At 50.5% G+C, this 23,879-nt stretch carries 21 protein-coding genes and 4 pseudogenes; 13 read left to right on the forward strand and 12 right to left on the reverse strand.

Translation table 11 applies throughout. From position 1 onward, the window contains the following. Positions 1 to 19 precede the first annotated feature (19 nt). The 6 genes from O3W44_RS25115 to O3W44_RS21470 all read right to left on the reverse strand — a co-directional run bounded on the left by O3W44_RS25115 (position 20) and on the right by O3W44_RS21470 (position 4,622). Positions 20 to 736, reverse strand: a complete 717-nt coding sequence (locus tag O3W44_RS25115; RefSeq protein WP_442954682.1) for an acyltransferase family protein — start codon at positions 734 to 736, stop codon at positions 20 to 22. A 620-nt stretch (positions 737 to 1,356) separates the two neighbouring features. Then, complete coding sequence (locus tag O3W44_RS21455) at positions 1,357 to 1,599, reverse strand: DUF2846 domain-containing protein (RefSeq protein WP_269294763.1); 243 nt, start codon at positions 1,597 to 1,599, stop codon at positions 1,357 to 1,359. 17 nt (positions 1,600 to 1,616) lie between these two features. Next, positions 1,617 to 1,820 carry a hypothetical protein gene (locus tag O3W44_RS21460; protein ID WP_269294764.1) on the reverse strand — a complete coding sequence of 68 codons (204 nt, stop codon included), beginning with the start codon at positions 1,818 to 1,820 and terminating at the stop codon, positions 1,617 to 1,619. 413 nt (positions 1,821 to 2,233) lie between these two features. Then, positions 2,234 to 2,419 carry a general stress protein gene (locus tag O3W44_RS21465; RefSeq protein WP_269294765.1) on the reverse strand — a complete coding sequence of 62 codons (186 nt, stop codon included), beginning with the start codon at positions 2,417 to 2,419 and terminating at the stop codon, positions 2,234 to 2,236. A 1,125-nt stretch (positions 2,420 to 3,544) separates the two neighbouring features. Next, positions 3,545 to 3,757 (reverse strand): YciI family protein, encoded by a 213-nt coding sequence (locus O3W44_RS25120; protein ID WP_442954683.1) that lies wholly within the window; start codon positions 3,755 to 3,757, stop codon positions 3,545 to 3,547. Between the two features lie 286 nt (positions 3,758 to 4,043). Further along, positions 4,044 to 4,622, reverse strand: coding sequence for a helix-turn-helix domain-containing protein (locus O3W44_RS21470; RefSeq protein ID WP_269294766.1), 579 nt, complete (start codon positions 4,620 to 4,622; stop codon positions 4,044 to 4,046). 63 nt (positions 4,623 to 4,685) lie between these two features. Between O3W44_RS21470 and O3W44_RS21475 the strand changes: the two are divergent. The 3 genes and pseudogenes from O3W44_RS21475 to O3W44_RS21485 all read left to right on the forward strand — a co-directional run bounded on the left by O3W44_RS21475 (position 4,686) and on the right by O3W44_RS21485 (position 7,821). Continuing rightward, a pseudogene (locus tag O3W44_RS21475) lies at positions 4,686 to 5,196 on the forward strand (GNAT family N-acetyltransferase). Between the two features lie 635 nt (positions 5,197 to 5,831). Beyond that, on the forward strand, positions 5,832 to 6,461 hold the full coding sequence (locus O3W44_RS21480; protein WP_269294767.1) for a hypothetical protein: 630 nt from the start codon (positions 5,832 to 5,834) through the stop codon (positions 6,459 to 6,461). A 766-nt stretch (positions 6,462 to 7,227) separates the two neighbouring features. Continuing rightward, positions 7,228 to 7,821 carry a MerR family transcriptional regulator gene (locus tag O3W44_RS21485; protein WP_269294768.1) on the forward strand — a complete coding sequence of 198 codons (594 nt, stop codon included), beginning with the start codon at positions 7,228 to 7,230 and terminating at the stop codon, positions 7,819 to 7,821. Positions 7,822 to 8,553: 732 nt separating this feature from the next. Here the strand turns inward: O3W44_RS21485 and O3W44_RS21490 are convergent. From O3W44_RS21490 to O3W44_RS21505, 3 genes and pseudogenes are all read right to left on the reverse strand, one after another. Continuing rightward, positions 8,554 to 8,955, reverse strand: coding sequence for a VOC family protein (locus O3W44_RS21490; protein ID WP_269294769.1), 402 nt, complete (start codon positions 8,953 to 8,955; stop codon positions 8,554 to 8,556). Positions 8,956 to 9,648: 693 nt separating this feature from the next. Beyond that, a complete protein-coding gene (locus tag O3W44_RS21495; RefSeq protein ID WP_269294770.1) occupies positions 9,649 to 10,287 on the reverse strand; it encodes a LysE family translocator in 639 nt (212 codons plus the stop codon). A gap of 600 nt (positions 10,288 to 10,887) precedes the next feature. Then, a pseudogene (locus O3W44_RS21505) lies at positions 10,888 to 11,321 on the reverse strand (heavy metal translocating P-type ATPase); the annotation flags it as partial. Positions 11,322 to 11,402: 81 nt separating this feature from the next. Between O3W44_RS21505 and O3W44_RS21510 the strand changes: the two are divergent. From O3W44_RS21510 to arsC, 3 genes are all read left to right on the forward strand, one after another. After that, positions 11,403 to 11,756: a metalloregulator ArsR/SmtB family transcription factor gene (locus O3W44_RS21510; protein WP_269294772.1), complete on the forward strand. Its 354-nt coding sequence runs from the start codon at positions 11,403 to 11,405 to the stop codon at positions 11,754 to 11,756. Between the two features lie 97 nt (positions 11,757 to 11,853). Next, the gene (locus tag O3W44_RS21515) at positions 11,854 to 13,137 is read left to right on the forward strand and encodes an arsenic transporter (protein ID WP_269294773.1); all 1,284 of its coding nucleotides are present in this window, start codon (positions 11,854 to 11,856) and stop codon (positions 13,135 to 13,137) included. Positions 13,138 to 13,186: 49 nt separating this feature from the next. Then, a complete protein-coding gene (gene arsC / locus O3W44_RS21520; protein ID WP_069730056.1) occupies positions 13,187 to 13,615 on the forward strand; it encodes a glutaredoxin-dependent arsenate reductase in 429 nt (142 codons plus the stop codon). A 58-nt stretch (positions 13,616 to 13,673) separates the two neighbouring features. On the opposite strand, the gene arsH is transcribed toward arsC, so the two are convergent. Then, entirely contained in the window at positions 13,674 to 14,396 is a 723-nt protein-coding gene (gene arsH, locus O3W44_RS21525; RefSeq protein ID WP_419762365.1) for an arsenical resistance protein ArsH, read from the reverse strand. After that, complete coding sequence (locus O3W44_RS21530; protein ID WP_215844726.1) at positions 14,393 to 14,728, reverse strand: ArsR/SmtB family transcription factor; 336 nt, start codon at positions 14,726 to 14,728, stop codon at positions 14,393 to 14,395. Before O3W44_RS21530 ends, arsH begins: the two co-directional genes overlap by 4 nt. Before the next feature lie 265 nt (positions 14,729 to 14,993). On the opposite strand from O3W44_RS21530, the pseudogene O3W44_RS21535 reads away from it, so the two are divergent. Next, positions 14,994 to 15,589, forward strand: a pseudogene (locus tag O3W44_RS21535) (glutathione S-transferase family protein). Between the two features lie 102 nt (positions 15,590 to 15,691). Here O3W44_RS21535 and O3W44_RS21540 read toward each other — a convergent pair. Further along, positions 15,692 to 17,010, reverse strand: a pseudogene (locus O3W44_RS21540) (aminotransferase-like domain-containing protein). Between the two features lie 191 nt (positions 17,011 to 17,201). Here O3W44_RS21540 and O3W44_RS21550 point away from each other — a divergent pair. The 6 genes from O3W44_RS21550 (at position 17,202) to O3W44_RS21575 (ending at position 23,769) form a co-directional block, all read left to right on the forward strand. Then, positions 17,202 to 17,903: a GNAT family N-acetyltransferase gene (locus tag O3W44_RS21550; RefSeq protein ID WP_269294774.1), complete on the forward strand. Its 702-nt coding sequence runs from the start codon at positions 17,202 to 17,204 to the stop codon at positions 17,901 to 17,903. 756 nt (positions 17,904 to 18,659) lie between these two features. Further along, positions 18,660 to 20,204: a methyl-accepting chemotaxis protein gene (locus O3W44_RS21555; RefSeq protein WP_269294775.1), complete on the forward strand. Its 1,545-nt coding sequence runs from the start codon at positions 18,660 to 18,662 to the stop codon at positions 20,202 to 20,204. Between the two features lie 159 nt (positions 20,205 to 20,363). Beyond that, complete coding sequence (locus tag O3W44_RS21560) at positions 20,364 to 21,959, forward strand: sensor domain-containing diguanylate cyclase (protein ID WP_331283452.1); 1,596 nt, start codon at positions 20,364 to 20,366, stop codon at positions 21,957 to 21,959. A 593-nt stretch (positions 21,960 to 22,552) separates the two neighbouring features. Next, positions 22,553 to 22,939 carry a hypothetical protein gene (locus O3W44_RS21565; protein ID WP_269294776.1) on the forward strand — a complete coding sequence of 129 codons (387 nt, stop codon included), beginning with the start codon at positions 22,553 to 22,555 and terminating at the stop codon, positions 22,937 to 22,939. Positions 22,940 to 22,980: 41 nt separating this feature from the next. After that, complete coding sequence (locus O3W44_RS21570; RefSeq protein WP_269294777.1) at positions 22,981 to 23,190, forward strand: hypothetical protein; 210 nt, start codon at positions 22,981 to 22,983, stop codon at positions 23,188 to 23,190. A 78-nt stretch (positions 23,191 to 23,268) separates the two neighbouring features. Next, a complete protein-coding gene (locus O3W44_RS21575; protein ID WP_269294778.1) occupies positions 23,269 to 23,769 on the forward strand; it encodes a hypothetical protein in 501 nt (166 codons plus the stop codon). The last annotated feature ends 110 nt before the right edge of the window (positions 23,770 to 23,879 follow it).

Raw genomic sequence — 23,879 nt, forward strand, 5'->3', positions numbered from 1 at the left:
ATAAAAAACAGCAACATTCCTATGAAGAAAAAAAAGGGGTGTATTGTATGGTTGGAATTATTTGACTTACACTTAATACAGATTCTGGTAGCAGAATATTAACGACTTTACTGACAGCAACAGATAAACATACGACTAAAAACAGCAAGAAAAAAACAAACGACCACCTTAACCTATCGAGCTTTTCTGCAATATAAGATGCAAACCTGTTTATCTTTTCCGGCGCAAGCATCAAGAGCATGCTTATCTGAGAAAGGACAATGAGAAACCAGAGGTGTTTATAACTAAGATAATCACGTAATTCTTTATCATCGAAAAGGAAATACATTTCCAAGGCTATCAAAGGTAAGGTTATGACTAAAGCCAGCAATGTAGGCCGTATTAACCTTTTTTTTCGGCTTGAGATAAAGTGGCTGGCACCCTTTCGCTTTATCAAAATCGCTGAAAAAAAACCGGAAATGATAAAAAACAGCTCCATCCTGAAAGGGTGTGTTAAATTTAGAACATCTACGACCCATTCATTCTGGTTTAATGAGTAATCAAATCCCCATGCGCCACTGTAGAGCATAGAAGCATGAAATGTGGGGCCGAAAATCATGATGATTGAGCGAAGAAGATCTAGCCCAGTTAGTCTATTATTCATGTTCGTGAATAAGCGTGTGAGTAGGATATATGAAATGATTATAATATCCAAAATATAGTGCATGCAATTAGCTATTTTCTTAATTAACAACATGACACTCTACTAAAGTCTTGGTTGCGATTTTTTTAAATGATTAGAAGTGCGAGGAAATACGGGCGACAAAAAGGCTCTTTTGTAGAAAAATGAGAAATTTATAAAGTGCGCTAATGTATGGACGCTACTTAAAACTATTCCTCGGCGAGCGGCTTTAAGGTTCGACTGTTTCATATCAAAACATGTTGGAAAAATGTCATCATATTGACATGTTTATTGCACAGATTATAAGATAATATGCAATATTAATATTTAGCTACAGTTAGGCGCATACATATAATTTTTCATCGGTCAAAGATGTTGAACATATGCGTAAACCATCTCAATGTGTGCGATGGTTACGGATAAACGTGATATATTGTAGTACTCATCTGTTTATTGGCATGAGTGAAAAAATGACCTGCACACTGTTCATTAACACAGTCGGGTAATTGTAATGTCCGCTTCTGGCATAAAGCGGAAAGTTGCGCAGGTCACATTCATTATGAGCGAAAAGCGGACGTTTCGCTCATAATGAATGAAGTTACTTTTACATCAAACATAACATCCTTAAAGCGATGTGTTCTTTAACTGCATTTCTTTCGCCACCCTGCTTATATTTATTTTAAATAAATTAAGAGTCAATCATCACAATTTCCTTGCTTAGCAAGCTTAACCTCGCTCTTCATAACAACACGCCTACCTTCTTCTTCTGGAACATTTTCAATTTTTGCACCTCCGACAAAAACACCCATCTTTATTAATTGTCGAACGTAATAATTTTTACCTGCCGATGTGTAAATCTCTAAATTGTTAGGCGAAAACTCAGATTCGGTAGAAAGTTTATGCAACTTATCACCTTCTACTTGTTTATAAAAATACACTTTATCTGACGTCTCACCTACACAAGTGCCATCAAGATAAATATCTTTTTTAATGCCTTACCTGCAAAACTATCGCGATAGATGTACAGACCAGATTTTCCCTGGCCTGGCGCTGGGAAAGTTTTGGCTTGAAGATTACTGTTTTGATCAGCCAGAGGAACTGTGGCACAACCGCTAAGTAAAAGAACAGATGCTGCTGCAATCAAAAGTACTTTTTTCATACAAATAATTCCATTTAAATTTTTTATAAAATCGAGCGATATTGTAATCAAAAAAATAGCGAAAGCAATTTATAAAATTTAATCAGAATGAAATGATTTCTAAATTCTGCTGTTTGAAAGGGATTTGTAAAACACCTAAGATAAGCTGACAGCAGCATAAAGTATCATTTTTAAAAGATGAGCTTTTCCTGAAAAATGCTTTCAAGTGTCTTTTTGCGGCCATTTTAACATTGTATAATCTCGGATTCGATTTTTTATACCGCTTAGCGTAGTTTTTAATTCTACTACTCCTTAAATTTTATTTTTCTCTAAGTCACTCGACCTGCATATCGCACTTAACATAACACCCCTGTTGCGTAAGGCAGTAAAAAGCCCGCCAGAGACGGGCTTTTTACTGCCTTTGAAAAAACAGCTCAGGAAGCGGAACTGTCAGAGCGACTTCTCCGGCTGACCAGGCCGCCTTTGCGTCCGGCCTCACTGGCACGCTCAGGGCTGTTTTTAAAGTTTCCGCCGCTGGCCTTTCCGCCTTTTCTGCCTGCTTCAGCGGCCCGTTCCGGGTTCTCCGCAAAGTTTCCTGCCCCACCACGATGTGCTGCCATAGCCCCTCCACGGAAAAAATGTGCGTTATCACACCATTAAGCGTAGCCGTTTTTATCCGTAAATTTAGTTTTATACAGAAATAATCAATGCAAGCGAAACCGCTGACAGCAAAAGATTACCCCACCCCGGCGACCGGTGAGTGACCAGCGGGAGTGCAAAAAAATCCCGCCATGATGGCGGGAAACCGAGAATTTTCAGTTAATTACTTTTTTATGGCCCGGATGCTCTGTCTGCCATACAGCTCACACAGAAAAAACGCAGGCCCGGCAAACAGCATCGCAAAAAAAGCATCCTCGTCAGGGTGCTGACAGAAAAAGGTCTCGTTTTATCAGGATTCCCCTGGTGCCGGGCAAAACAGTTATCGGGCCATTTTCAGAATGCCTTAGTGCACGGGTAATTTTTTAATTCACGTTGTCGCGCTGTACACGTCAGGAAACAGGGGAGCGGCTTCTCACCGGGCCTTAGAAGGCCGAAAGAGTAAAAAACCCCGCCATCTAGAGCGGGGTGAACCAGAGACAAGATTCAGAATTCCTCACTGTGACCGGGACCAGCAGGCACCGGCACTCTCTGAGTCTGGAGAAAAATGCTCTGCTGCACAAGCAAACCGGTACACACAGGCTGACCAGTTTCGCCTTGCGGCAAAAAAATCCCGCCGTACGGCGGGAACATGAGGATTTCAGGTTTTTTATAATTCTTGTGGCCCGGCCAAGCACCGGAGCGCCAGCCTGGCGAAAAAACAAAAGGAAGGCAAGCGTCATCGTTAAAACGGCGCCGTTTTTCCGGCTGATCCCACCTTCGTGGCGAATTTAATATAACAGGGCTTGATCGCCCCTTGAGAGCCCCTCAGCGCGTTTCTGGCGCGTGCGGGTCGTTTAGTGCACCTTCTCATGTTCATACAGTGAAAAAATATTCCTGATGATTTTGGCGTGCCTGCATGACTATGCAGCGAGATCTGTTCTCCACAGATTAGTGCATGCAGATGCTGGAAACGTCCGCTTCTGGCACAAAGCGGACTGACGCACAGATTAGTGTCCACTATGAGCGATCAGCGGAAGTTCGCGATTGTCCCTATAGCTGATGGAGATTTACCGAACAATCCTAAGCGTCAATAAATGGGAAGTAGGTCAAGTAAGCATGTCCTCAAAAGCAAGGCTCCAGGATAAAACTTCTACTGAGGCTCTCAGTCCAAAAACCCAGAATGGGTCAGTCGCGAATACCTTTGAGGCTTCATCTTCATTAGCAGCTACAACTATCCATAGCGCTCCAACTGGCTGGTCATTGTCTTTTTGCGTAATGAACCGGCAGCCCTGACGACATTGTTGTGTTGCTTTAACCACTCGACATGGGCATGGAAGTGTTCCTTTCTGACATGGAATGCCGCTGGGTTATCGGTGAATCTTATTGCAAAAAGCATGGCTTACTCTTTCCTTGAATTTTACGTTTTAGCTTTACGAATTATGCCTTCTCATTTTTTAACTTATAAATGCTGAGGTGGTAGTTAAGCTAACAAATTAGTTCCGCTTTTGACTCATAGCCGACATGGGTTACTCAAAATTGGATACCCGCATAGTATGTTCATCAGCTATGAATGACCGGCATGGTATGGGTATCGGCAATTTTTGTTCAGGCAGGCTTGAGCACAACCACGGCATATCGGCACACTTCATCAGTGTCATTTCTAAAGACACAATCAGCGGGATCGCCAAGCTCCAGGCAATCGCCAGCGAGCATATCAAAGGTATGCGTTCCTTCCTCAAACCTCAGCCTGCCCTCAATTACCCATATAAGCTGACGTCGGGAAAGATAAGAGATGACCGGCATGGACACTGCGGTATGAGCAGGAAGTTCAACGCTGACCAGGTCTACAGGGATCTGCCCCGGTGAAACGTGGCGACGGATATAACCGGTTTCTGGATCCTGCCAGACAGCCTGGTTTTTATGTCTCACGAGCGTGCCCGGGCGCATCTCTGTCAGGGCAAGAAGCTGTGACATGGACATATCAAAAGCGCCTGAAAGCCGTGCCAGAAGCGTGGCGGTTGGGCTGCTTTCTCCACGTTCAATTTTATGGATCATTGCCCGCGAGACACCGGAATTTTCGGCCAGCTCTGTCAGTGACCAGCCCCGCTTTTCTCTTTCCTGACGGACTTTCTGGCCGATACGGGTGTTCAGCTCATCTTCTTTACTGGACATTTCATCTAACATATTAGATAACTAAGATGGTGTACGATTTGTCTACTTTAGTGAATAAACGTCGGGGTGTCTATCATGCTTATTCGTACTGCTACAGAACGCGATGCTGAAACCATTACGGAGATTTATAATGATGCCGTGCTTAATACGACGGCTATCTGGAATGAAAACAAGGTCGATTTTCTTAACCGCATAAAGTGGATGAGAGATCGTTATGATGCTGGCTTCCCTGTCATCGTGGCGGTGGATAAAACGGATGCAGTGCTGGGATATGCTTCTTATGGCGACTGGCGCCCCTGGGACGGATACCGGCACACAGTTGAACACTCCGTCTACGTTCATAAGGATGCGCGCGGGGTATGGGGCAGGTACTGCGTTAATGCAAGAACTTATTAGACTGGCTGCGGTACAGGGCAAGCACGTCATGGTGGCAGGCATTGAATCTGAAAATGCGGCATCAATCGCACTACACAAAAAACTGGGATTCTTTGAAGCTGGCCGGATGTCAGAGGTTGGCACTAAGTTCGGCCGCTGGCTTGATCTGACGTTTTTGCAACTGCGTCTGGATGCGCGCGAATTACCCTGAAACGGACCGGATGGTCACTTACCTTCTACGCCATAATCTGAAATCAGTGAGCGACTCTCTGTTGATTAACACCCCATTGTGTTTGTAATGTCCGCTTCTGGCACAAAGCGGACCTTCAGCCATGCTTTGCAATTTACTGTATATGACAAAAAACATAAGTAGTTGGCTTCTGCATGCCGCGTTTGCAGCATGCAGGCATAAGTTGGTGCCAAATATCACGCTTCAGCTGAACGGTGCAGGTAGCATGGTGTAACCGCCCTGCCCGTATGCCCCTGACAGCCCGCCAGAGCCACGTGTGCTGCTGGCGAGGCTTTTCGGTTACTGGCAGTAAACACACGGACACAGGCAGGTCAGTTCTTGCCTGTGTCTCCGCCGTTACCAGCAGACGTATGTACTTCTTGCCCGGGATGAAGCCTTAAGGAAATATCATCCACACTAGCCAAACGTTTGTTGTTGCGCCTGTTGGCTAGCGCATCCATGAAAAAAATCATTGATTAGGCAGGGTCGGTAACAGCGCGGAGTGAAAATGCTCCAGTCAACTGTCGTCTGGTACATTATGTTTCTCAAACAATTAAGGTGCCTCCTGCATGCTCAGTCAACCCCAATGGATCCCAGAAAAAATCAGAAATCATGCTGTGGCAGCATGGTTCATTAGCAGCTGTACGCTGATCTTCCTGTCAGTCGGTACGACATGGGCGGTACTGAATGCTACGACCTTGGGCGAGATGAAGGGGCGGATCGAGGGCCTGACTTGGCAGAACCAGCGGCTGACGGAAGATCTTAGAATCGCACAGAGCCGATACGATACAGCGCAGGCTACCCGTGACGACGCTATCAGCAAAAAGGCCATTGAGTTGTCCGCCGGTTATAAAGAGAGCATGAATGCCCTCTCTGCGCGTTATGAAAATGTTTTGCAGGAAAATGCGGATCTGAAAAATACGCTTAACGCTCTCAGTAGCGGGGAGCGTCAGCAGGCTGCAGAGCGGAAGGAGTCTAGGCTTAAAGAGCTCAGTGACGCCATGGCCTTAAACAGTAAGCAAATTGAACAGGAATATCGTTTGTTACACGAAACCAGCGCCAGCGCCGGCTATGAAAGGACATCATGTGAAAAAGAGAAAGAAGACAAAAATGTCTTTTCTAACGTTTGTGAGCAGGCTTCAAAGCATGAATCAGAAGCGCGTTCACTGCGGGAAAAAATCAGCTCGCTTGAAAAACATGGTGAAATACTGAGCGGTCAGATGATGGCGCTGGAAAGTCAAGGGTGATTTAACCGACCTGACGCTGGTACCGTAGAAGCAGTGCTGCTTTTGAGCAGAAGCTAGCCCACTTTAGCATGCCGCTTGCGGCATGAAGGTGCCAGCCGGTGCCACATATCACCCTACAACTGAACTGCGCCGGTAGCGCGGCGCAGCCGCCCTCTTCCCCACATATCGCTGAACCCCCCATTCCCTGCCAGACGCCGTTGAAGCAGCGGCCTTTCAGGCGCACAAACTCTGACGGTCGAAGACAAAAGAAAGCACCCGCGGCACCCCTCACAGCGACACCGGACCCATTAGTTACATCACCCATTAACCAGCAACAGCATAACCGGCCCTGCGGGCCGGGCGGCCAAGGCTGTTCAGTGGGGGCAACCGGGCTTCAGGTCCGGCGTCGGGGGCTTGCCGGAGAGGGGCGCGGGGGTAAAATGGGGGGTTCAGGAGGGGCTTTGAAGGTCAGGTGGAGTGCTGGATGTTAGTAGAGGAGATATTGAATGATGTAACTATATAACTGGTTCATATCAGCATTAAATGTAACATGCCCGTAAACCTCATCTTCCATTGCCTGATTCGCCCTCCATTTATGCGTTTTCAAATGAACCAAAATTTCTGTCTCCTGCTGTTGAGTGGTTCCGCTGCCCCTGCTATCCCCAGGAATTTTCTTAATCCCTTTCCGGTGAAGCTGCAGGCGTGACTCTTATTGATGTTGATCAATCCTCAGAGTCAGATACCGGGACACTATCTGCTTACTTTCTGAACCATGGAGATGCCTGCTTTGTTTACTTCAGCTTTTGTTGCCTGCCGTATGACTGATATCTTACCCGCCACTCTCAACGCCTGGCAGTCCGCGTCCCTGATTACGCCGCCTTCCGGAGAAGGTTACAGCGAACCGCAGATGGCTCAAATCCGGGTTATCCGTGCCCTGACCTCATCGGGTGACACCCTCAGCGAAATCCGTACCCTTCTCAGTGATTCATGGCATTACCGGCCCAGCGGCTGGGAATTTCGCAGGCAGGAGCTTATTTTTCAGCTTGTCTCCGGTACCGATGAAACGCGCACCCACTGTCTGTGGGAGCTTTACACAAACTACAGTCCGAAAGATGTCATCACTTATTTACTCAGGCCGCTGGCCGGCTGGCTGTGCGGGGAGGACAAACACATCTTGCGGGCACGCGGTATAAAATGTCTGCTCAGCCATACGCAACGATTACTGAAAACCCGGCAAAGCGCAGAGCACATCAAACCTCTGCTGAAGATAATGAAGCTGCTCAAGCCTTCTCCCTCGCCTGCGGCCTGCCACCGGCCATCTGTTAACAGCGGCACTCTGGCTTCTGTTAACCGGTCCCGGAATACCAGTCTGGTTCACTGAAACTTTTATAAGATAATAAGTTGCCCCGGCCCGCTAAGGGTGGGCGGTAATCGCCGCTATGCAGGCGCAGCAATAGCTTACAGAGCAAATGCAGCAATCGATTAACACAAGAGACACGGTGACTGTGAATTTACTGAGATGGCGGAAATTTCTGGTCGGTCCCTGTGCATAAAAAAATGCCCACTCCTGAGTGGGCAAAATCAGGATACATCTCTCAATACAAGGTCTGAATTAATACCTCTGCTTTTTCGGTCCGGATGAAGATTTCTTAAGTGAAAACGCGGTAGGGGTCCGCTTGGAAAACGGAAATTATCCTACGCTAAGCGCGTTATTTGTTCTGTTCTTGATTTAATCGACGGATCGCACCTGCAAAACGTTATGCCGTCATGCTGTAAACATCTGCGACATCAAATCAGCATAAGAACGCTCTAAGGATGAACTAACACATGACATTTAGGTTATGACAATTACCCCCATGACATATAGGTGATGACATTAGGCTTTTTCAGGCGCGATTTACCCTATGACATTTAGGTATACTCAAATGGCATAGGCAGACTTCAGCAAAAGCGGAAAACAGTTAGGGAAGTCAACAAAAAATTTGTTGGCGAAAATTTTGAATGGTCTTACGACAGTGGTTTCGTAAGTAGTCAGCTAACGTCCGCTATGAGCAAAAAGCGGACCTGACATTGGAACCCGGCTACATTTGGACGACGTAGCCGGCAGAGAGTTTTAGCTTTGCTTGTTCTGGTAAAGATCCCAGCGGTTGCCGTATAGGTCTTCAAATACAACCACTGTGCCGTACTCCTCTTCACGAGGCTCCTGGGAGAATTCAACACCTTTTGATTTCATGGAGTTGTAGTCGCGCCAGAAGTCATCAGTCTGGAGAAAAAGGAATACCCTGCCGCCGCATTGATTGCCGATAAAATCTTCCTGCCTTTCATTCGAAGCGCGTGCAAGAAGAAGATTGCAATCGCTTTCCGGGTTAGGTGTAACTACGACCCAGCGTTTCCCCTGTTGCGGTGTATCCTCAACGAGGGTAAACCCCAGCTTTTCCGTGTAATACTCAATTGCCCGATCATAGTCATCAACCACTATGGCCACATATCCCAGGCATCGCTTCTGCGTTCTCATTTCTGCTCCATCAGGTTTCAGGCATAACTGCCCAGAAACATCTTTTTAACACAAACGTCCCCATCCGCCATCTGGATTGGTTCAGAGTACTGACCCCCGCTTCCGGCACCAGCCGTCATCAAGTAATCTTGGTTCGCTTAGAGCGAACAACGGACTTTTCACTCATGGCGACTAAGTATTGTTATTCCGTTGAACATAACATCCCTGTTGCGCATGCCAGCAAAAAGCCCGCCAGTAGCGGGATGCACGTTTTTAGCTGCGTCTGGAAAGCACAAAAAAACGGCGCATTAAGCGCCGTCAGAAACAAGAATCTGCTTTTCAGTGATCAAAGGTCCCCTGGTGAGGGCTCAATATTTATCGGCTTCGCGCAGTGAACATTCAGTAATAAAATTAATTATTGCATCTAAAATAACACTTTTTGTTCACTCATGAATGAAACACGACCAGATTTACCCTCCAGGTTTCTGCAAGAGGCAAAAAAAACCCGCCATCTAAAGCGGGGTGAATCAGGGAGAGATTCAGAACTGCTCACTGTGACCGGAACCAGCAGGAACCGTCACCCTTTGAGTCTGGTAAGGAATGTTCCGCCGCACAAGCGAAGCCAGCTGCCGCCCTTTTCGCGCCGGACCCTGCCAGCCTGGCGGATTTAACATAACAGTGCTGTCACGACCCGCCCAGATTCCTGAAATTGAACTAAAGATAAGAATAAACGGAAGAGATCATTAAGCCTGATGCGAAACATAAAAACACTGTACCGCCGGCTTTATTTAGCACCCCGAAAAAGCGCCCGGACGTCATTTTGTTTTTAACCATATGCGCGAAAAGTCCGTAAAGAAAATGGATAAAAAATACCAGAATGCAAAAAGTAGCTGACAGCAAGGCAAACTGAGGTACAAAAGCTTTCTCTGCATTAATAAACTGAGGAAATAACGCCATAAAGAAAACGATGGGTTTGGGGTTAAGTAATGTAACGATCAGCCCCTGATGAAACCTTCGTCTGGCCGACGGCATAATCATCCTGGCCTGAGAATCAGTATCTTTCCCCAGAGTACGGGGGACAGAACGGAATAGTTTAACTCCCAGGTAGGCCAGATACAGCGAGCCTGCCAATTTGACAGTTAACAGAGCCAGCTGAGAGGTCGTGATAATAATTCCTACACTGCTGGCAGCCACTACAGAAATTACACCCATGCCGGTAGTCACTCCCACAATACCGGCTATGGCGCTACGAAGGCTGTAATTCAGTGTATTTGTCAGGGTCAACAGTATGCCAGGTCCGGGACTGGCAATGGTCAGACTTGCGATAAGAATATAAAGGTATACCTGTTGCATTAAATACATCCTGTAAATGGTTAGGGCTAACTCATACCCAGGATGAGTCAGCACAAGAATTCAGTCCTAACTGACTGCAATGAGTAACATTTTTTTAACGCAAGGTATAGGGCTACCATACCTCAGCTGGAGATGATGCGTGAATGCATAAGGCTGGACATGCAGTGCGCAAGCATCTGCCGGATAACGGCAAATTTAATGTCGCTTGAAAGCGAATTTGCTCCCGAACTCTGCAGAGTTTGTGCAGAAATTTGCCAGAAATGTGGTGATGAGTGCGCCCGACATGAGCATGAACACTGTAAAAAATGCGCAGAAGCATGCCATCATTGTGCTCAGGAGTGCAGAAATATGGCAGCATAACTTTTCTGTCATCTGCGGTACGAAGCAAGGGACAGCTACTTCATGCGCCGGAAAGCAGTAAATTGGCGTCGCCAGCCCTGCCTAGCCCTTCGCGGGAAAAACGCAGTTGTAGCAGATAATGCGCAACAAAAGCCCGGCCTGCCTGAACGTGCCCTGTAAGCTGTTCTGGTGGCGAGGGTTCTGGTGCGCGCGAAAAGCGGACATTGTCTGCAGTACTCACCTGACGGGCAGCAGATCCGGCTACTTACGCAACAGGCGCAGGCCGTTTGCCACTACAAGCAGAGTTGCACCCACATCCACGAACACCGCCATCCACATGGTCCCCATTCCGGCAATGGTCAGGGCCAGAAATGCTGCCTTGATGCCAACTGCCATAATGATGTTCCTGACCAGCACGCCGTATGTCTCCTGGAGAGCCGGACAAAGGCCGGAATTTTACGTAAGTCATCCTCCGTCAGAGCCCCGTCGGCAGTTTCGATGGCGGTATCCGTGCCCATCGCGCCCACGGCAAAGCCGATATCGGCGCGGACCAGCGCCGTATGTACCTTGTCCGCGAACAGCATGAGCGTTCTGACGAGCTGACAGCTCGCCTCGCGACTGCTTTCTGTTACCGTATCTGCCACCGCGAACAGCCCGGGCACATGATGACTGTCACAGACCATGATAACCGCCTTAACATATATGATTAATCAAATATAAAATTGACATGCGCAGTCCTGGAAACGACACTGAACTCTGTAATTCAGGAGAATGTCATGCCACCATTTATGCCCCTGCAGCTTTTCAAAAACCTGTCTGACGAAACCCGGCTCAGCCTGGTGCTGTTACTCCGCGAAAAAGGTGAGCTCTGCGTCTGCGAGCTTTCGTCCACGCTGAAGGAATCACAACCCAAAATTTCCCGTCACCTTGCTTTACTGAGAGAAAGCGGCCTGCTTATCGACCGACGAGACGGCAAGTGGATCCATTACCGTTTGTCTCCGCACATGCCAGCCTGGGCAGCAACAGTGATTGAACAGGCTTACCTGTGCCAGCGGGATGACATCCTGAAGCTCAGCCAGCAGGCTGAACGCGATAACGCAACCACCAACGGCAAGCCTGTCTGCATTTAAAAAATTTGTCCTTACATATTCGTTTTTTTGAATGTGTTTTGCATGGGCTAATTTTCAGCCCGTTTTAACGGATGGTTATATTTAAAAAGGAGAATGTATGTTTCTGGCGGGTGCGATTTTCGTCCTGACGCTGATACTGGTTATCTGGCAGCCGAAAGGGCTCAGTATTGGCTGGAGTGCCACTATCGGTGCCGCTCTGGCGCTGCTGACCGGCGTGGTACACCTTGGTGATATTCCGGTGGTCTGGCAGATTGTCTGGAACGCTACGGCAACTTTTATAGCGGTCATTATCATCAGTCTGCTGCTGGATGAGTCCGGCTTTTTTGAGTGGGCGGCACTGCATGTTTCCCGCTGGGGTGGCGGCAGAGGGAGGCTGCTGTTCACGTATATTGTTCTGCTGGGCGCGGCGGTGGCGGCGCTGTTCGCCAATGACGGCGCGGCGCTCATCCTGACGCCAATCGTTATCGCCATGCTTCTGGCGCTGGGCTTCAGCCCCGGCGCCACGCTGGCGTTTGTGATGGCAGCAGGTTTCATCGCCGACACCTCCAGCCTGCCGCTCATCGTGTCGAACCTGGTGAACATTGTCACGGCGGACTTCTTTAAGCTGGGTTTCAGCGAGTATGCCTCGGTGATGGTGCCGGTAAATATCGCCTCCGTGGCCGCCACGCTGGTGATGCTGCACCTGTTTTTCCGCAGGGACATCCCGGCCACCTACGACCTGACGAAACTGAAGGCGCCGCGTGAGGCCATTCGCGATGCGCACACTTTTAGAACCGGCTGGATTGTTCTCATCCTGCTACTGGTCGGCTTCTTTGCTCTCGAACCACTCGGCGTGCCGGTAAGCCTGGTGGCAGCGGTGGCGGCGTGTATTCTCTGGCTGGTTGCCCGCAAAGGACACGTGATTGATACCGGCAAGGTGCTGAAAGGCGCGCCCTGGCAGATTGTTATCTTCTCGCTGGGCATGTATCTGGTGGTGTACGGTCTTCGTAACGCCGGCCTGACTGATTACCTTTCTGCCGCCCTGAACCGGTTTGCAGAGCACGGCGTCTGGGGCGCAACGCTCGGCACCGGTTTCCTGACGGCGGCGCTCTCTTCTGTCATGAACAACATGCCTACCGTGCTCGTTGGTGCGCTTTCGATTGACGGCAGCACCGCACAGGGCGTGGTGAAGGAAGCGATGATTTACGCCAACATCATCGGCTGCGACCTCGGCCCGAAAATCACCCCCATCGGCAGCCTCGCTACCCTGCTGTGGCTGCACGTACTGGCGCAAAAAAACATTACTGTCAGCTGGAGCTACTACTTCCGCGTGGGCATTGTGATGACCCTGCCGGTACTTTTTGTGACGCTGGCCGCGCTGGCCCTGCGCCTGTCTGTTTAACCTTAACCCCGGTGTTGCGACTGTGCAGCGCCTTTACGGAGTACCGCTTATGACTGACATCACCATTTATCACAACCCGGCGTGCGGGACGTCCCGCAACACCCTGGCGCTTATCCGCAACAGCGGCACCGAACCCAAGGTTATTCTGTATCTGGAAACACCGCCGTCACGCGACGAGCTGAAGAAGCTGATTGCGGACATGGGCATCAGCGTACGCGCCCTGCTGCGCAAGAATACCGAACCGTACGAGCAGCTCGGCCTGGCAGAAGACCGCTTCAGCGATAACGAACTGCTCGATGCCATGCTGGCTCATCCGATCCTTATTAATCGCCCGGTGGTGGTGACGCCGCTCGGCACGGAGCTCTGCCGTCCGTCCGAAGCGGTTCTCGACATTCTGCCAGATCCGCAGCAGGGAGCGTTTACCAAAGAGGATGGCGAAGTGGTCATTGATGAGCACGGTCACCGCGTCAGCCACTGATTTTTCACCAGGCTGCAGACATAACGAGTGTGAAAAAAGCCGGCATCTGCCGGCTTTTTTATATGCTGCGCTGATTGACCCGCTCTGAGAGCTGAGCGGCACTCTCTTTTCTTTCACTGTAGCGGTCGGTCAGGTAGTTGCTTCGCCCGCGCGTCAGCAGGGTGAACTTCATCAGTTCCTCCATGACGTCCACGATGCGGTCGTAATATGGTGAAGGTTTCATGCGATCGTCCTCATCAAACTCGGCCCAGGCTTTTGCCACGGATGACTGGTTCGGGATGGTGATCATTCGCATCCAGCGCCCGAGAATGCGCATCTGGTTTACGGCGTTGAACGACTGTGAGCCGCCGCTGACCTGCATGACTGCAAGGGTTTTCCCCTGCGATGGCCGGACCGCCCCGGACGTCAGGGGTATCCAGTCAATTTGCGTCTTCATGATGCCGGTCATGGCACCGTGACGCTCAGGAGAGCACCAGACCATCCCTTCTGACCAGAGTACCAGTTCGCGCAGCTCTGCAACCTTCGGGTGCGTTTCAGGTACATCATCCGGCAGAGGCAGGCCGGACGGATTAAATATTTTCACCTCCGCGCCCATAGCCGTCAGCAACCGGGCAGCTTCTTCCGTGGTGAGCCGGCTGTAAGAGCGTTCCCGCAACGAACCGTAGAGCATCAGGATGCGGGGCGGGTGCGGCACTTCTGCGGCCTTCAGCTTCTCTTCCGTAAGGGGCGCATCCAGGAGCGTCGGATCGATATTGTTCAGGGCATCATTCACGTTATTCACAATGGAGTCTCTTTAAGGGGGATCGCGGCAGTCAGGCTGCAGTCGCTGCCGCCGGCGCAGCACTCTTCAGTCAGAAAAGCCATCAGCTGCTCAAGCTGTGAATAACAGGGCCTGCAGAACAGGGTTCGGCTCTGACGTTCCTGACTTATGAGGCCAGCAGACATCAGTGCAGAAAGATGATGGCTGAGCGTGGAGGCAGGAATATCAAGGTGCTTCTGTAGTTCGCCAACCGGCAGGCCGTCATGACCCGCCCTGACAAGCTCCCGGTATATGCTGAGACGGGTCGGGTGGCCCAGCTCCCGAAGTGCGTTTGCTGCGGTATGTAAATCCATGCTGCCTCCTTTAACTATAATTCCAGAATAATAGAAATATAGTCAGCGTCAAACATCAATTTAAACATCCTGGCACTCTGTTGATGACTTAAAATGGTTAATCTGCTTCTGAATAGTTAATGCGCGTTCTTCGTTTCATGGCAACGTCCCCTTGATTAAGGATAGCGTTGCATCGACCCATTGAACTCACATCGAAAAGTGGACATTTTGACATTAGCTACCCACTTACCTTATAAAATTGTTTTCACAACAAAGAGATATTGAATTGAAGATCTATACCTACCCCAAAAGCCGGTCATTAAGAGTACTCTGGGCTCTTGAAGAAATGGGAGTGAATTACGAGTCCATCAGCGTCGATCTTTTGAACCCTGCTTCTGAGGTTAAATCACCCCATCCATTGGGAAAAGTTCCTTTTTGACCGATGGTGACGTGTCAGTCAGTGAAACCTTAGCGATCTGTATTTACCTGTGTGAACAACATAAAAACATCTCTATTTATCCCGCAACCGCTGAAGAAAAATCCTCCGTTAATTCGTGGTTAAGCTTCACGCTATCCGATCTGGAAACCCCCGTCTGGGGTCTGCTCAAACATATTGTCTTCACTCCCGAAAATCAACGTTCCCCGGACTTGATGAATTACCTCAGTAAGGAAGCAGATAAAGTTATCTCTCAGATTCGCTTTAACCCAACTCAAACATGGATTGCGAGTAACAACTTTACACTGGCCGATATTTTTCTTTCTCATACGTTGTTATGGGCAAAGCTGTGCGGATTGGAAATCACCGAAGAGATTGATAGCTACATATTCAGAGCAACGAGTCGCCCCGCTTTCTTAAAGGCTCAGGAAGTAAATAATCGCTAATCAGGTTTTGTCATCTATTAAGGGTGCATTGATGTCCGTTTCTGGCACCAGGCAGACTGACGACAGGCTAACGTCCGCTATGAGCGAAAAGCGTACATCAGTTCAGAACTCTCTTTCATACTCAATAGTCTCTTTAATCGTAGTGAGTGCCTCGCTCAGCTGGTTCACTGTGACTGAGCCAAGAGCGAGGCGAATAGCGTGCGGCACGCTATCTGAGGTGCTGAATGGTTCTGCTGTGGAAACTGAAATGCTTTGCTGCATCAACCGGTGGACAAGTCTGTCAGCCCTTATCTCCTGAGGAAGCAGTAACCAGATGAAGTAAGAGCTTGAATTACTTATCCAATCACTGTTCTCCAGTATTTTTCGGGCCAGCGCCTGACGCTGACGGGCGTCCCGTTTTTTCAGCAACTCAAAGCGTTTTATGGTGCCATCTTTAATCCAGCCGCAGACAATCGAAACCATGAGAGAGGGTGTGTTCCAGGTCGTTGCCCTGATAGCCTGCTCCAGGGCGCTCCGCATGCCAGCGGGGCATACTACGGCACCTACACGCAGGCCTGTGGCAATACTCTTGGCAAAACCGGTTACGTAGACCGTTCTTTCGGGCGCATAAGTGGCAAGCGGCGGTGGGGGACGGCGGGCAAGAAAAGCATAGGCCGCATCTTCAATGATGAGCAGATCGAACGTTCTGGCAATCAGGGCCAGCTCCCTGCGCCGGGCATCATTCATAACCCAGCCAAGCGGGTTATGTAGTGTCGGCATCGTATAAACCGCATGGAGGCACCTGCGCTGGCAGATATGTCTGAGTGCAGTCAGGTCCAGTACGCTGGCACTGGCAGGTATCGCCACAAGTTCAAGGTGGTACAGACCGGCCAGGGCTTTGAAGCCGGGGTAGGTCAGCGCGTCAACAGCCACCACATCGCCGGGTTTCAGCAGCCCCATCACGGCAACGCTAAGTCCGTGCTGCGCGCCATTGGCGATCAAGACATCATCGGCTGACGGACTCAGACCGGTGGCATGAAGCCATAACGCGATGGTCTCCCTGTCGCTTTGCCTGCCAGCATGAGGCTGGTAGCGCATCAGGAAGCCAGATCGCCTGATGTGGTCAGCTGTCGCATTGCTTCGCGTAACCGTTCCGCCTGGTCCGGCAGGGAAGGATAGTTGAAGTTCAGGTCGATCACGTCTGACGCCACCGCGAGCTGATCCAACCCCAGCCCCGCAGGCAGCGAAATCTCCCTGACGAAAGTCCCTCTTCCGGTTTCTCCGCTCACGAGCCTTATGGCTTCCAGCTCAGCGTAAACGCGGGTATGCCGAAGGCGCAAAGCTGTCGCGTGAGCTGGGGGATGGCAGGTTATCTGCTGGGCGCTGATCATTTCGCTGCCGCTGATGCTGGTTGCTACCTGGGAGACAATGCCGGAGGGCATTGGTGAGATAAGCCTGCCGGTATGGCTTGCGCTGGGATAAGTATCATTGTTCAGTATGCTGATCGGTTTTATTTTCTGGTACCAGAATACACGGGCACGGCAGGCAACATTCAGTGATGATGAAGAGGACACAACATCATGTCGGGTTTACAATGATGAACTGGCAGGTAACAGTTGTGTGAGGACATAGCATGGTTTTTCAAAACGAGTACGGTCAGAGCCTCGGCAAACCGGCAGAGGGTTGGGTAACACGCTCCCTGCCCGAGAAAGTCACCTTAAAAGGAAATTACTGTATCGTTTGTCCGTTATCAGTAGATCACGCAGAGGACCTGTATCATGACTGGCTGAGCATTGATGATGAGCGAGACTGGACTTACCTTTCGGACTCAAAACCCGGTTCGAAAGAGCTCTGCTATCAGTATCTCCGTCATCTCTGCTCCGATAAAGACAGGTTATACTTTTCCGTAAAAGACGCCAGTGATGGCAGTGTAAAGGGTTTGTTTTGTGTTAATGAAGTTGAACCGGATAACGGTGTTTTTGCTCTGTCCGAAATCAACTGGAGTCCGGTAATGAAAAGAACCCGACTCAGCACAGAGTCCCTGTTTCTTGTCATCAGTTACTTCATGGACACGCTGCAGTACAGGCGATGCGAGTGGCGCACAAACTGCCTTAACGCGCCCGCCATCAGTGCCGCAGAGCGGATTGGTTTCAGAAAAGAAGGCATTCTGCGGGACCGGAAAATTACAAAAGGTTACTCTGAGGATGTGGCAGTTTTTTCAATCACAGCCAGTGACTGGCCTGAAGTTTCAGCCGTGCTAAAAGCCTGGCTGAGGAAAGAAAACTTTGACGAGCGAGGCAGGCAGATACAAAAAATAGCTGACTTCCGTTCTTAACGGAGGTCCGCGTCGTACTGCTGCCTGCAATCCTCAGCCAGAGGTTTTTGCGCAGCGGGCTGCTGGATTTGACTGAAGCGAATTATTTCGCTTCAGTCATGGCCGGTTCTTTTCTGATGGCATTCGCCTGTAGCGTAATTAAAACAAAAAGCTGAATAATGCAGGCTTCGGGCAGAAGGCAGATAAAGAAAGTCATTTACCGGCCCCCGCCCGGGTTTTTCTGATGTGGGACAGATAAATTACCCTGGTGAGGCATTTTAGTTATCGGCAACCGCTGCTTTTTCTTTAATCACTCACTGTTATCTTCAACAGCTCCCCCGCCAGAACTCCCGTACCGGTACAGGAGAATACAGAAAGCGGCTACCGCATCACTGACGCTGACCCAGCTTCGCGGCTGGAGAAAAAAGTAAGGATGCTGGTCAGCGCAGTTCCCTGATTCGGGCGGCAGACACTGCGGGTAACGAAGCGAGTCAAACTGTCATCCTGTTTCTCCATACCAGCCGTGGCGGCAGCGTAAAAGCGGGCTGCACAGTACGCCTGTTTTTTACCCCAGTCAGGTTTCCGGCACCACCGACACACCTCCTTAACACGGCAGTGACGCGGCGCGGCTGTCGCATAACGTGATAACCCTGACAGGGGAACAGCCTGTCCGCCAGCGGCGGAAAATGTTCGTGTCAGACATGAGCAAGAAAGCCTGAAATTTTCCAGACGGGTGCCGATATTAATGTTACTGATTAATTACGGTGATAAATTTCCATGAAAGTTTCAACACGCCTTGCCACAGGTTACGGACTGCTGATCCTACTGTTAGTAGTCTGTACGGGGGTGGCTATATACAGCCTGAACAGTGCCCGACACAGCATGAACGATGTCGTTAACATTAAAATGAAAAAGTACCAGCTCATCCTTGATATGCGCGGCAGCGTACGGGACATGGCCATTGCGGTACGTAACCTTGCACTCCTGACGGACCCGAAAGAAATGCAGCCTGAATGGGAGCGCCTGCAGACACAGAAGCAACAGTTCATCAAGAACCGGGAGGAGCTGAAGCGCCTGATGCTGGCTGAACCCGTTCCTGCGGGACAGGCGGCCTTTCAGAAAATTACTGCAAGTGAAGGGCCGGCCTTTTCCACTTTCGAAAAGGCCGGACAGCTCGGACTTCAGAATCTGCAACAGGAGACCACTACCTATCTGCTGACGGTCACCCGACCGGCGCAGCGGGCCCTTCTCGATGCGCTAAATGCGCTGACTGACCTTGAGAAGCAGAACGCCCGTGGTGCGGTGGAAGAAAGCAGCAGTAACACCGGCCGGGCAGTTATTTTTCTGGTGATACTGGTCACTGTATCGGTGCTCCTGGCTGCGGTGACCGGCACACTGACGGTGCGGGTGCTGATGCGACAGCTGGGTGGCGAGCCGGCACTGGCGCAGACTATGGCAGCTGCCATAGCCGGCGGCGACCTGACCTCACAGATGACGCTGCGTCCGGGAGATAATAACAGCCTGCTGGCCTCTCTTTCAGGAATGCAGGATCGCCTCCGGGGAATGATGACGCAGATAAAGGATGCGTCGGCATCGGTTGCGCTTGCTTCCGATGAAATAGCCCGGGGTAATACCGAGCTCTCGGCCCGTACAGAGCAACAGGCTGCAGCCCTTCAGGAAACTGCCGCCAGCATGGAGCAGATAACCGCCACGGTAAAAAGCAACACGGCTGGCGCCACGCACACGGCAGGTTCGGCACGCAGTGCGGCTACGCTTGCCAGTCAGGGTGAAGACAGTGTGCGGACCATGACGAAGACCATGGCGGAAATATCAGCAAGCGCATCGAAGGTCAGAGAAATCACCGGCACCATCGAAAGCATTGCCTTTCAGACCAACATTCTGGCGCTTAACGCCGCGGTTGAAGCCGCGCGTGCCGGCGAACAGGGACGCGGGTTCGCCGTGGTGGCGGGTGAAGTACGAACGCTGGCGCAGCGTGGCGCCGCAGCGGCAAAGGATATCAAAGGGCTGATTGAAGAGGCCGTGGTGCTGGTCAAAGATGGCGTGACCGTCGCAGATAATACCGCAGCCAGCATTATGGGTGTGGTTGGTATGGCCGGTGAACTGGCCGATGAGATGGATAAAATAGCCCTGGCTTCAAATGAGCAGATGCACGGCATCGCACAGATCACCGTGGCCGTGAGTCAGATGGACGGCGTCACGCAGAGCAACGCTGCGCTCGTTGAGGAGTCGACTACTGCATCGCAGTCACTTGCAGAGCAGGTCCATGCGCTGAGGGGCATGGTGGATACGTTCCGCGTGTGAACTGATGAAAAACCGGCGCGCCTGCCTGTCAGCAGAAACTGATTAACCAGGCTGAACGTTTACAGGGATGCCGTTAACTGCATCCCTTACACTGCCTCACCCTCCCCGTTTAATCTATTATGTAATCTTAACAGTTAGCCGACTTCAGGAATATCAGGTATGGACAAAAAATCGGGCGGACCATCCTCGCTTATGCATACTCCGCTGGGCAGAAGCATGGCTGTTTTTCTGCTGCTGACGGGGATGGCCGTCACAGCCGTCAGCGTGTGGTCAGTATGGAAATCCTGGCAACTCATGCTTACCGACAGAGAAAATGATGCCCGGAATCTTTCCGTTTCCCTGGCCAGGCAGGCAGAAGATGCCTTTCTGCAGGTTGACATCACACTGACCGACGCTGTGAGGCAGCTCAGGCTGAACGGGGCGGATTATGCCGCAACGCCCGCCTTTGCCAGACAGATAAAGGAACAGCACGGAAAGCTTCCTCAGCTTCACGGACTGTTCATCTACGACAGCCGGGGCAACTGGATTGCCACGTCGGGCAACTATATCCCGGCGAAGGCCAGCAATGCGGATCGCAAATACTTTATCTGGCACCGCACCCATACCGGCACTGGCGTACACATCAGTCAGGTCATCCGGAGCCGCTCGACGGGTGACCTGGTCATTCCGGTTTCAATGCGGCTGAATGATCAGGCCGGAAACTTTGCCGGCGTCGCGCTGGCCACCGTAAAGGTGGACTACTTCCGGCAGTTTTACGGTCATTACAGCCTGGGTGAAAAGGACGTGCTGGGCCTGATCCTTGCCGATACCTCTGTCATGTACGTCCGCCCGCTTCCGGATTCGTTTATTAACCGGAGTTTGTCGGCCAGCCCCCTTTTCAGAACGGCGCTGCGTCAATCCGACAGCGGCAGCGCAACGTGGCGCTCCGCGCTGGACGGTATTGAGCGTATATACGGCTATGCACGCCTGGACCAGTATCCGCTCATAGTGACCGCTGGTTATGACCGCGACAGAGTCAAAGCCGAGTGGCTTGAAGCAAATCTCACCGTCGCCGTCCTTAACCTTATCCAGCTGGTCGTGATAATGGTGATGGGGATGTTTATGCTGCGGCAGGTAGGTGCCAGCGTCAGAAATCAGCTGGAGCTGACGCAGGTTAGGGATGAGCTGACCACTATCAACCATACGCTGCAGTCACTGGCGCTACTGGACGGGCTGACAGGACTGGCCAACCGCAGGCAGTTTGACGCTCTGCTGGAGCAGGGCCTGCAGCGCTCGCATAAGACCGGGGAGCCCCTGTCACTGATTATGATAGACATCGACTTCTTCAAACGCTACAACGATACCTACGGACACGTGGCGGGTGATATATGTCTCAAAAAGGTAGGCGGGCTGCTCAAGGGAACCACACACCGTAGTGCAGACCTTGTGGCCCGCTATGGCGGCGAAGAGTTTGCTATCATCCTGCCCTTTAGCAGCGAGCCTGATGCCAGAAAAGTGGCAGAGCGGGCAGTCAGAACGATAGCAGAGAGCGGCATTGTGCATGAAGCGACGGAGCTTACCCCGGAAGTGGTAACAATCAGTGCTGGATACTGCACGCTGATTTCTACCGGACAGGCAGGAGAGGCGCAGCGGCTCAGGAAAGGGCGGACAAGGCGCTTTATGAAGCCAAGCGCAGCGGGCGAAACCGCGCTCACGGAGAAACCTGACAGGACAAACGCACAACTGGCTTTGTATCGCGTCCTTTCGCAGCCATGATCAAAGGCGGCAGTAAACACCTCTACTGCCGCATCACACATCACGCACGGCAGTCCTTCCCCAGACTTTTGACGCCTGAAGCGTAACTAACGCCGCTTCAGCGTTCCGGCGCATGCATTGCTGAAATGCTGGCAGCAAATAAAAAACTTTATCAGAGAAGTTAAGCAATATTATATTAAATATAAGTATTTCTAATCATTTGCCTTCCCTGAGCAATTATTCTGTCGCTCTCAGTCACTCTTCAGATAAAAAAGACAGTTGATTTCACCTGTTTATCAGCGAATTTTTTAGAAAAGCAGAAATTTTCAGCAGCAGCTGAATTAATAATAAACAGTAATTTAATTAACCATAAATGCTGTTTTTGTTTATCGTGGTTATAAAAAACCCTGAAAGAAACATAAGAAAATAATGAGTAATATGCTTGACGGGATTTTTACATAAAGATACATTCAGCCAGGAATGACCGTAAAAGACAGCAAGCGCACCATAAATATGTTCGCCAGGTAACCTGTACTGCCAGCTTAAGGTTAAACAAAGTCCTGGCCGTCGTTCTCTGTTTATCCGGGCGGGTTAATGTCACTTCGGGAGGAGCTATGTTTGATGTCCGATCGTATGCGGTTTTACTGAACGAATTTTTTGAGACCGGCATGAGTTGTGAGCAGCTGACGGCCTGCATCAGGGATAAGCTGGCAGCCGAAAACGAATCCGTCACGCCGGTTGACCATTCTTCCTCACGCCTTCATCTGATCCTGAATAACAATAAAGTCATGTTTGTATTCACTGCACTGACGGGCGGAGAGGTCAGACTGCACAGGCAGTTCCGGGAAAAAATAAAAGAGGTGGGTAAAACTGAATTTTTACCGGCAATAATGGATGGAAAAAAATGCTTTGGCCTTTTTGTCGACGGCAAGATGGTTTGTGCCGTGACGCCGGCTTCGCCCGGTGAGAAGGACAACAGCGAAAATGTAACCATACATTAGCCCTGAAACGGACGTAATGAACTGACTGGCGGGAAGAATCAATGAGTCTGTTTTATTACGCAGAAAAAAGAATGTCTGTCAGCGGGACCCGGCTGGTACACAACGCGGGGTGCCCTAATTTACCTGAAGCCCGGGAGCGCATTTTTCTGGGCTCGTTTCTGCATATGGGGTTTGCCGTTCAGGCGGCAAACATCTGGTACTTCCGGGCGGGTCCCTGCCTGCTCTGTCTCGCCCGGCATCGTCGTGAATAATACCGTTTCAGTCAGGACAATCAGACAACTTCCTGTCACCTCTGCCGTCAGGCCGGCAGCCGGAGAAATTACATGAGAATGTACCAGAAGCTGAGGGCCAGGGTGAGCCTGTGTCGCTGGCAAAGTTTATTTTTCATCCTGGGCTGGCTGCTGTTGTCAGATGCCGCCTTCGGGAGCGGAATGGAAATGAGAGAGAGCAGTGCCGTGAATCTTTTTGCCCGCTCAACGGACGGAGAAAGCATACTGCGCTTCAGCTGCCTTGATGGTGAATCACTTTTTATTTCACTTATTGTTCCTGATGGCTCCGTCCGGGCTCCAGCCATTACAGCCACCGTTCCTGAAGCAAAAGCAACTTTCAGGTGGCTGGCATGGTATCCCGGGCACAGCAATATTATTTATGCGGTCCGTCCGAAAGAGCTGGTTCGCACGCTGCTCAGGGGGCACGACAGGCGGATAATATTCAGTAACCCTGCCCCGGGCACTGCCGGGCCTGTATTTGGTCCGTTCGGCAACGGGGGCCGGCAGCATTGTTGCCTGCCGGTTGCCAGTGAGAAAATGAGGAAAATTTTACGAGGATAACTTGTCGGCGGCCGCCGTCCGGGCTCATAAAAAACCGTAAACAGAAGCAATCTTTCCGCCAGCCTGCCGATATACATCCTGTGGCGCGGTAACAGCCATAAAAGATATCT

The organism is Pantoea sp. LMR881 (assembly GCF_027157825.1).
Classification (GTDB): domain Bacteria; phylum Pseudomonadota; class Gammaproteobacteria; order Enterobacterales; family Enterobacteriaceae; genus Pantoea; species Pantoea haifensis.

Bases quoted from the DNA above. Each gene is read 5' to 3' on its own strand.
- O3W44_RS21515 (WP_269294773.1), top strand. From the start codon at position 11,854: ATGTTTCTGGCGGGTGCGATTTTCGTCCTGACGCTGATACTGGTTATC.
- arsC (WP_069730056.1), top strand. From the start codon at position 13,187: ATGACTGACATCACCATTTATCACAACCCGGCGTGCGGGACGTCCCGC.
- O3W44_RS21465 (WP_269294765.1), bottom strand. From the start codon at position 2,419: ATGGCAGCACATCGTGGTGGGGCAGGAAACTTTGCGGAGAACCCGGAA.
- O3W44_RS21490 (WP_269294769.1), bottom strand. From the start codon at position 8,955: ATGAGAACGCAGAAGCGATGCCTGGGATATGTGGCCATAGTGGTTGAT.
- O3W44_RS21555 (WP_269294775.1), top strand. From the start codon at position 18,660: ATGAAAGTTTCAACACGCCTTGCCACAGGTTACGGACTGCTGATCCTA.
- O3W44_RS21510 (WP_269294772.1), top strand. From the start codon at position 11,403: ATGCCACCATTTATGCCCCTGCAGCTTTTCAAAAACCTGTCTGACGAA.
- O3W44_RS21530 (WP_215844726.1), bottom strand. From the start codon at position 14,728: ATGGATTTACATACCGCAGCAAACGCACTTCGGGAGCTGGGCCACCCG.
- O3W44_RS21565 (WP_269294776.1), top strand. From the start codon at position 22,553: ATGTTTGATGTCCGATCGTATGCGGTTTTACTGAACGAATTTTTTGAG.
- O3W44_RS21575 (WP_269294778.1), top strand. From the start codon at position 23,269: ATGTACCAGAAGCTGAGGGCCAGGGTGAGCCTGTGTCGCTGGCAAAGT.
- O3W44_RS25115 (WP_442954682.1), bottom strand. From the start codon at position 736: ATGTTGTTAATTAAGAAAATAGCTAATTGCATGCACTATATTTTGGAT.
- O3W44_RS21470 (WP_269294766.1), bottom strand. From the start codon at position 4,622: ATGTTAGATGAAATGTCCAGTAAAGAAGATGAGCTGAACACCCGTATC.
- O3W44_RS21570 (WP_269294777.1), top strand. From the start codon at position 22,981: ATGAGTCTGTTTTATTACGCAGAAAAAAGAATGTCTGTCAGCGGGACC.
- O3W44_RS21495 (WP_269294770.1), bottom strand. From the start codon at position 10,287: ATGCAACAGGTATACCTTTATATTCTTATCGCAAGTCTGACCATTGCC.
- O3W44_RS21460 (WP_269294764.1), bottom strand. From the start codon at position 1,820: ATGAAAAAAGTACTTTTGATTGCAGCAGCATCTGTTCTTTTACTTAGC.
- O3W44_RS21550 (WP_269294774.1), top strand. From the start codon at position 17,202: ATGGTTTTTCAAAACGAGTACGGTCAGAGCCTCGGCAAACCGGCAGAG.
- O3W44_RS21560 (WP_331283452.1), top strand. From the start codon at position 20,364: ATGGACAAAAAATCGGGCGGACCATCCTCGCTTATGCATACTCCGCTG.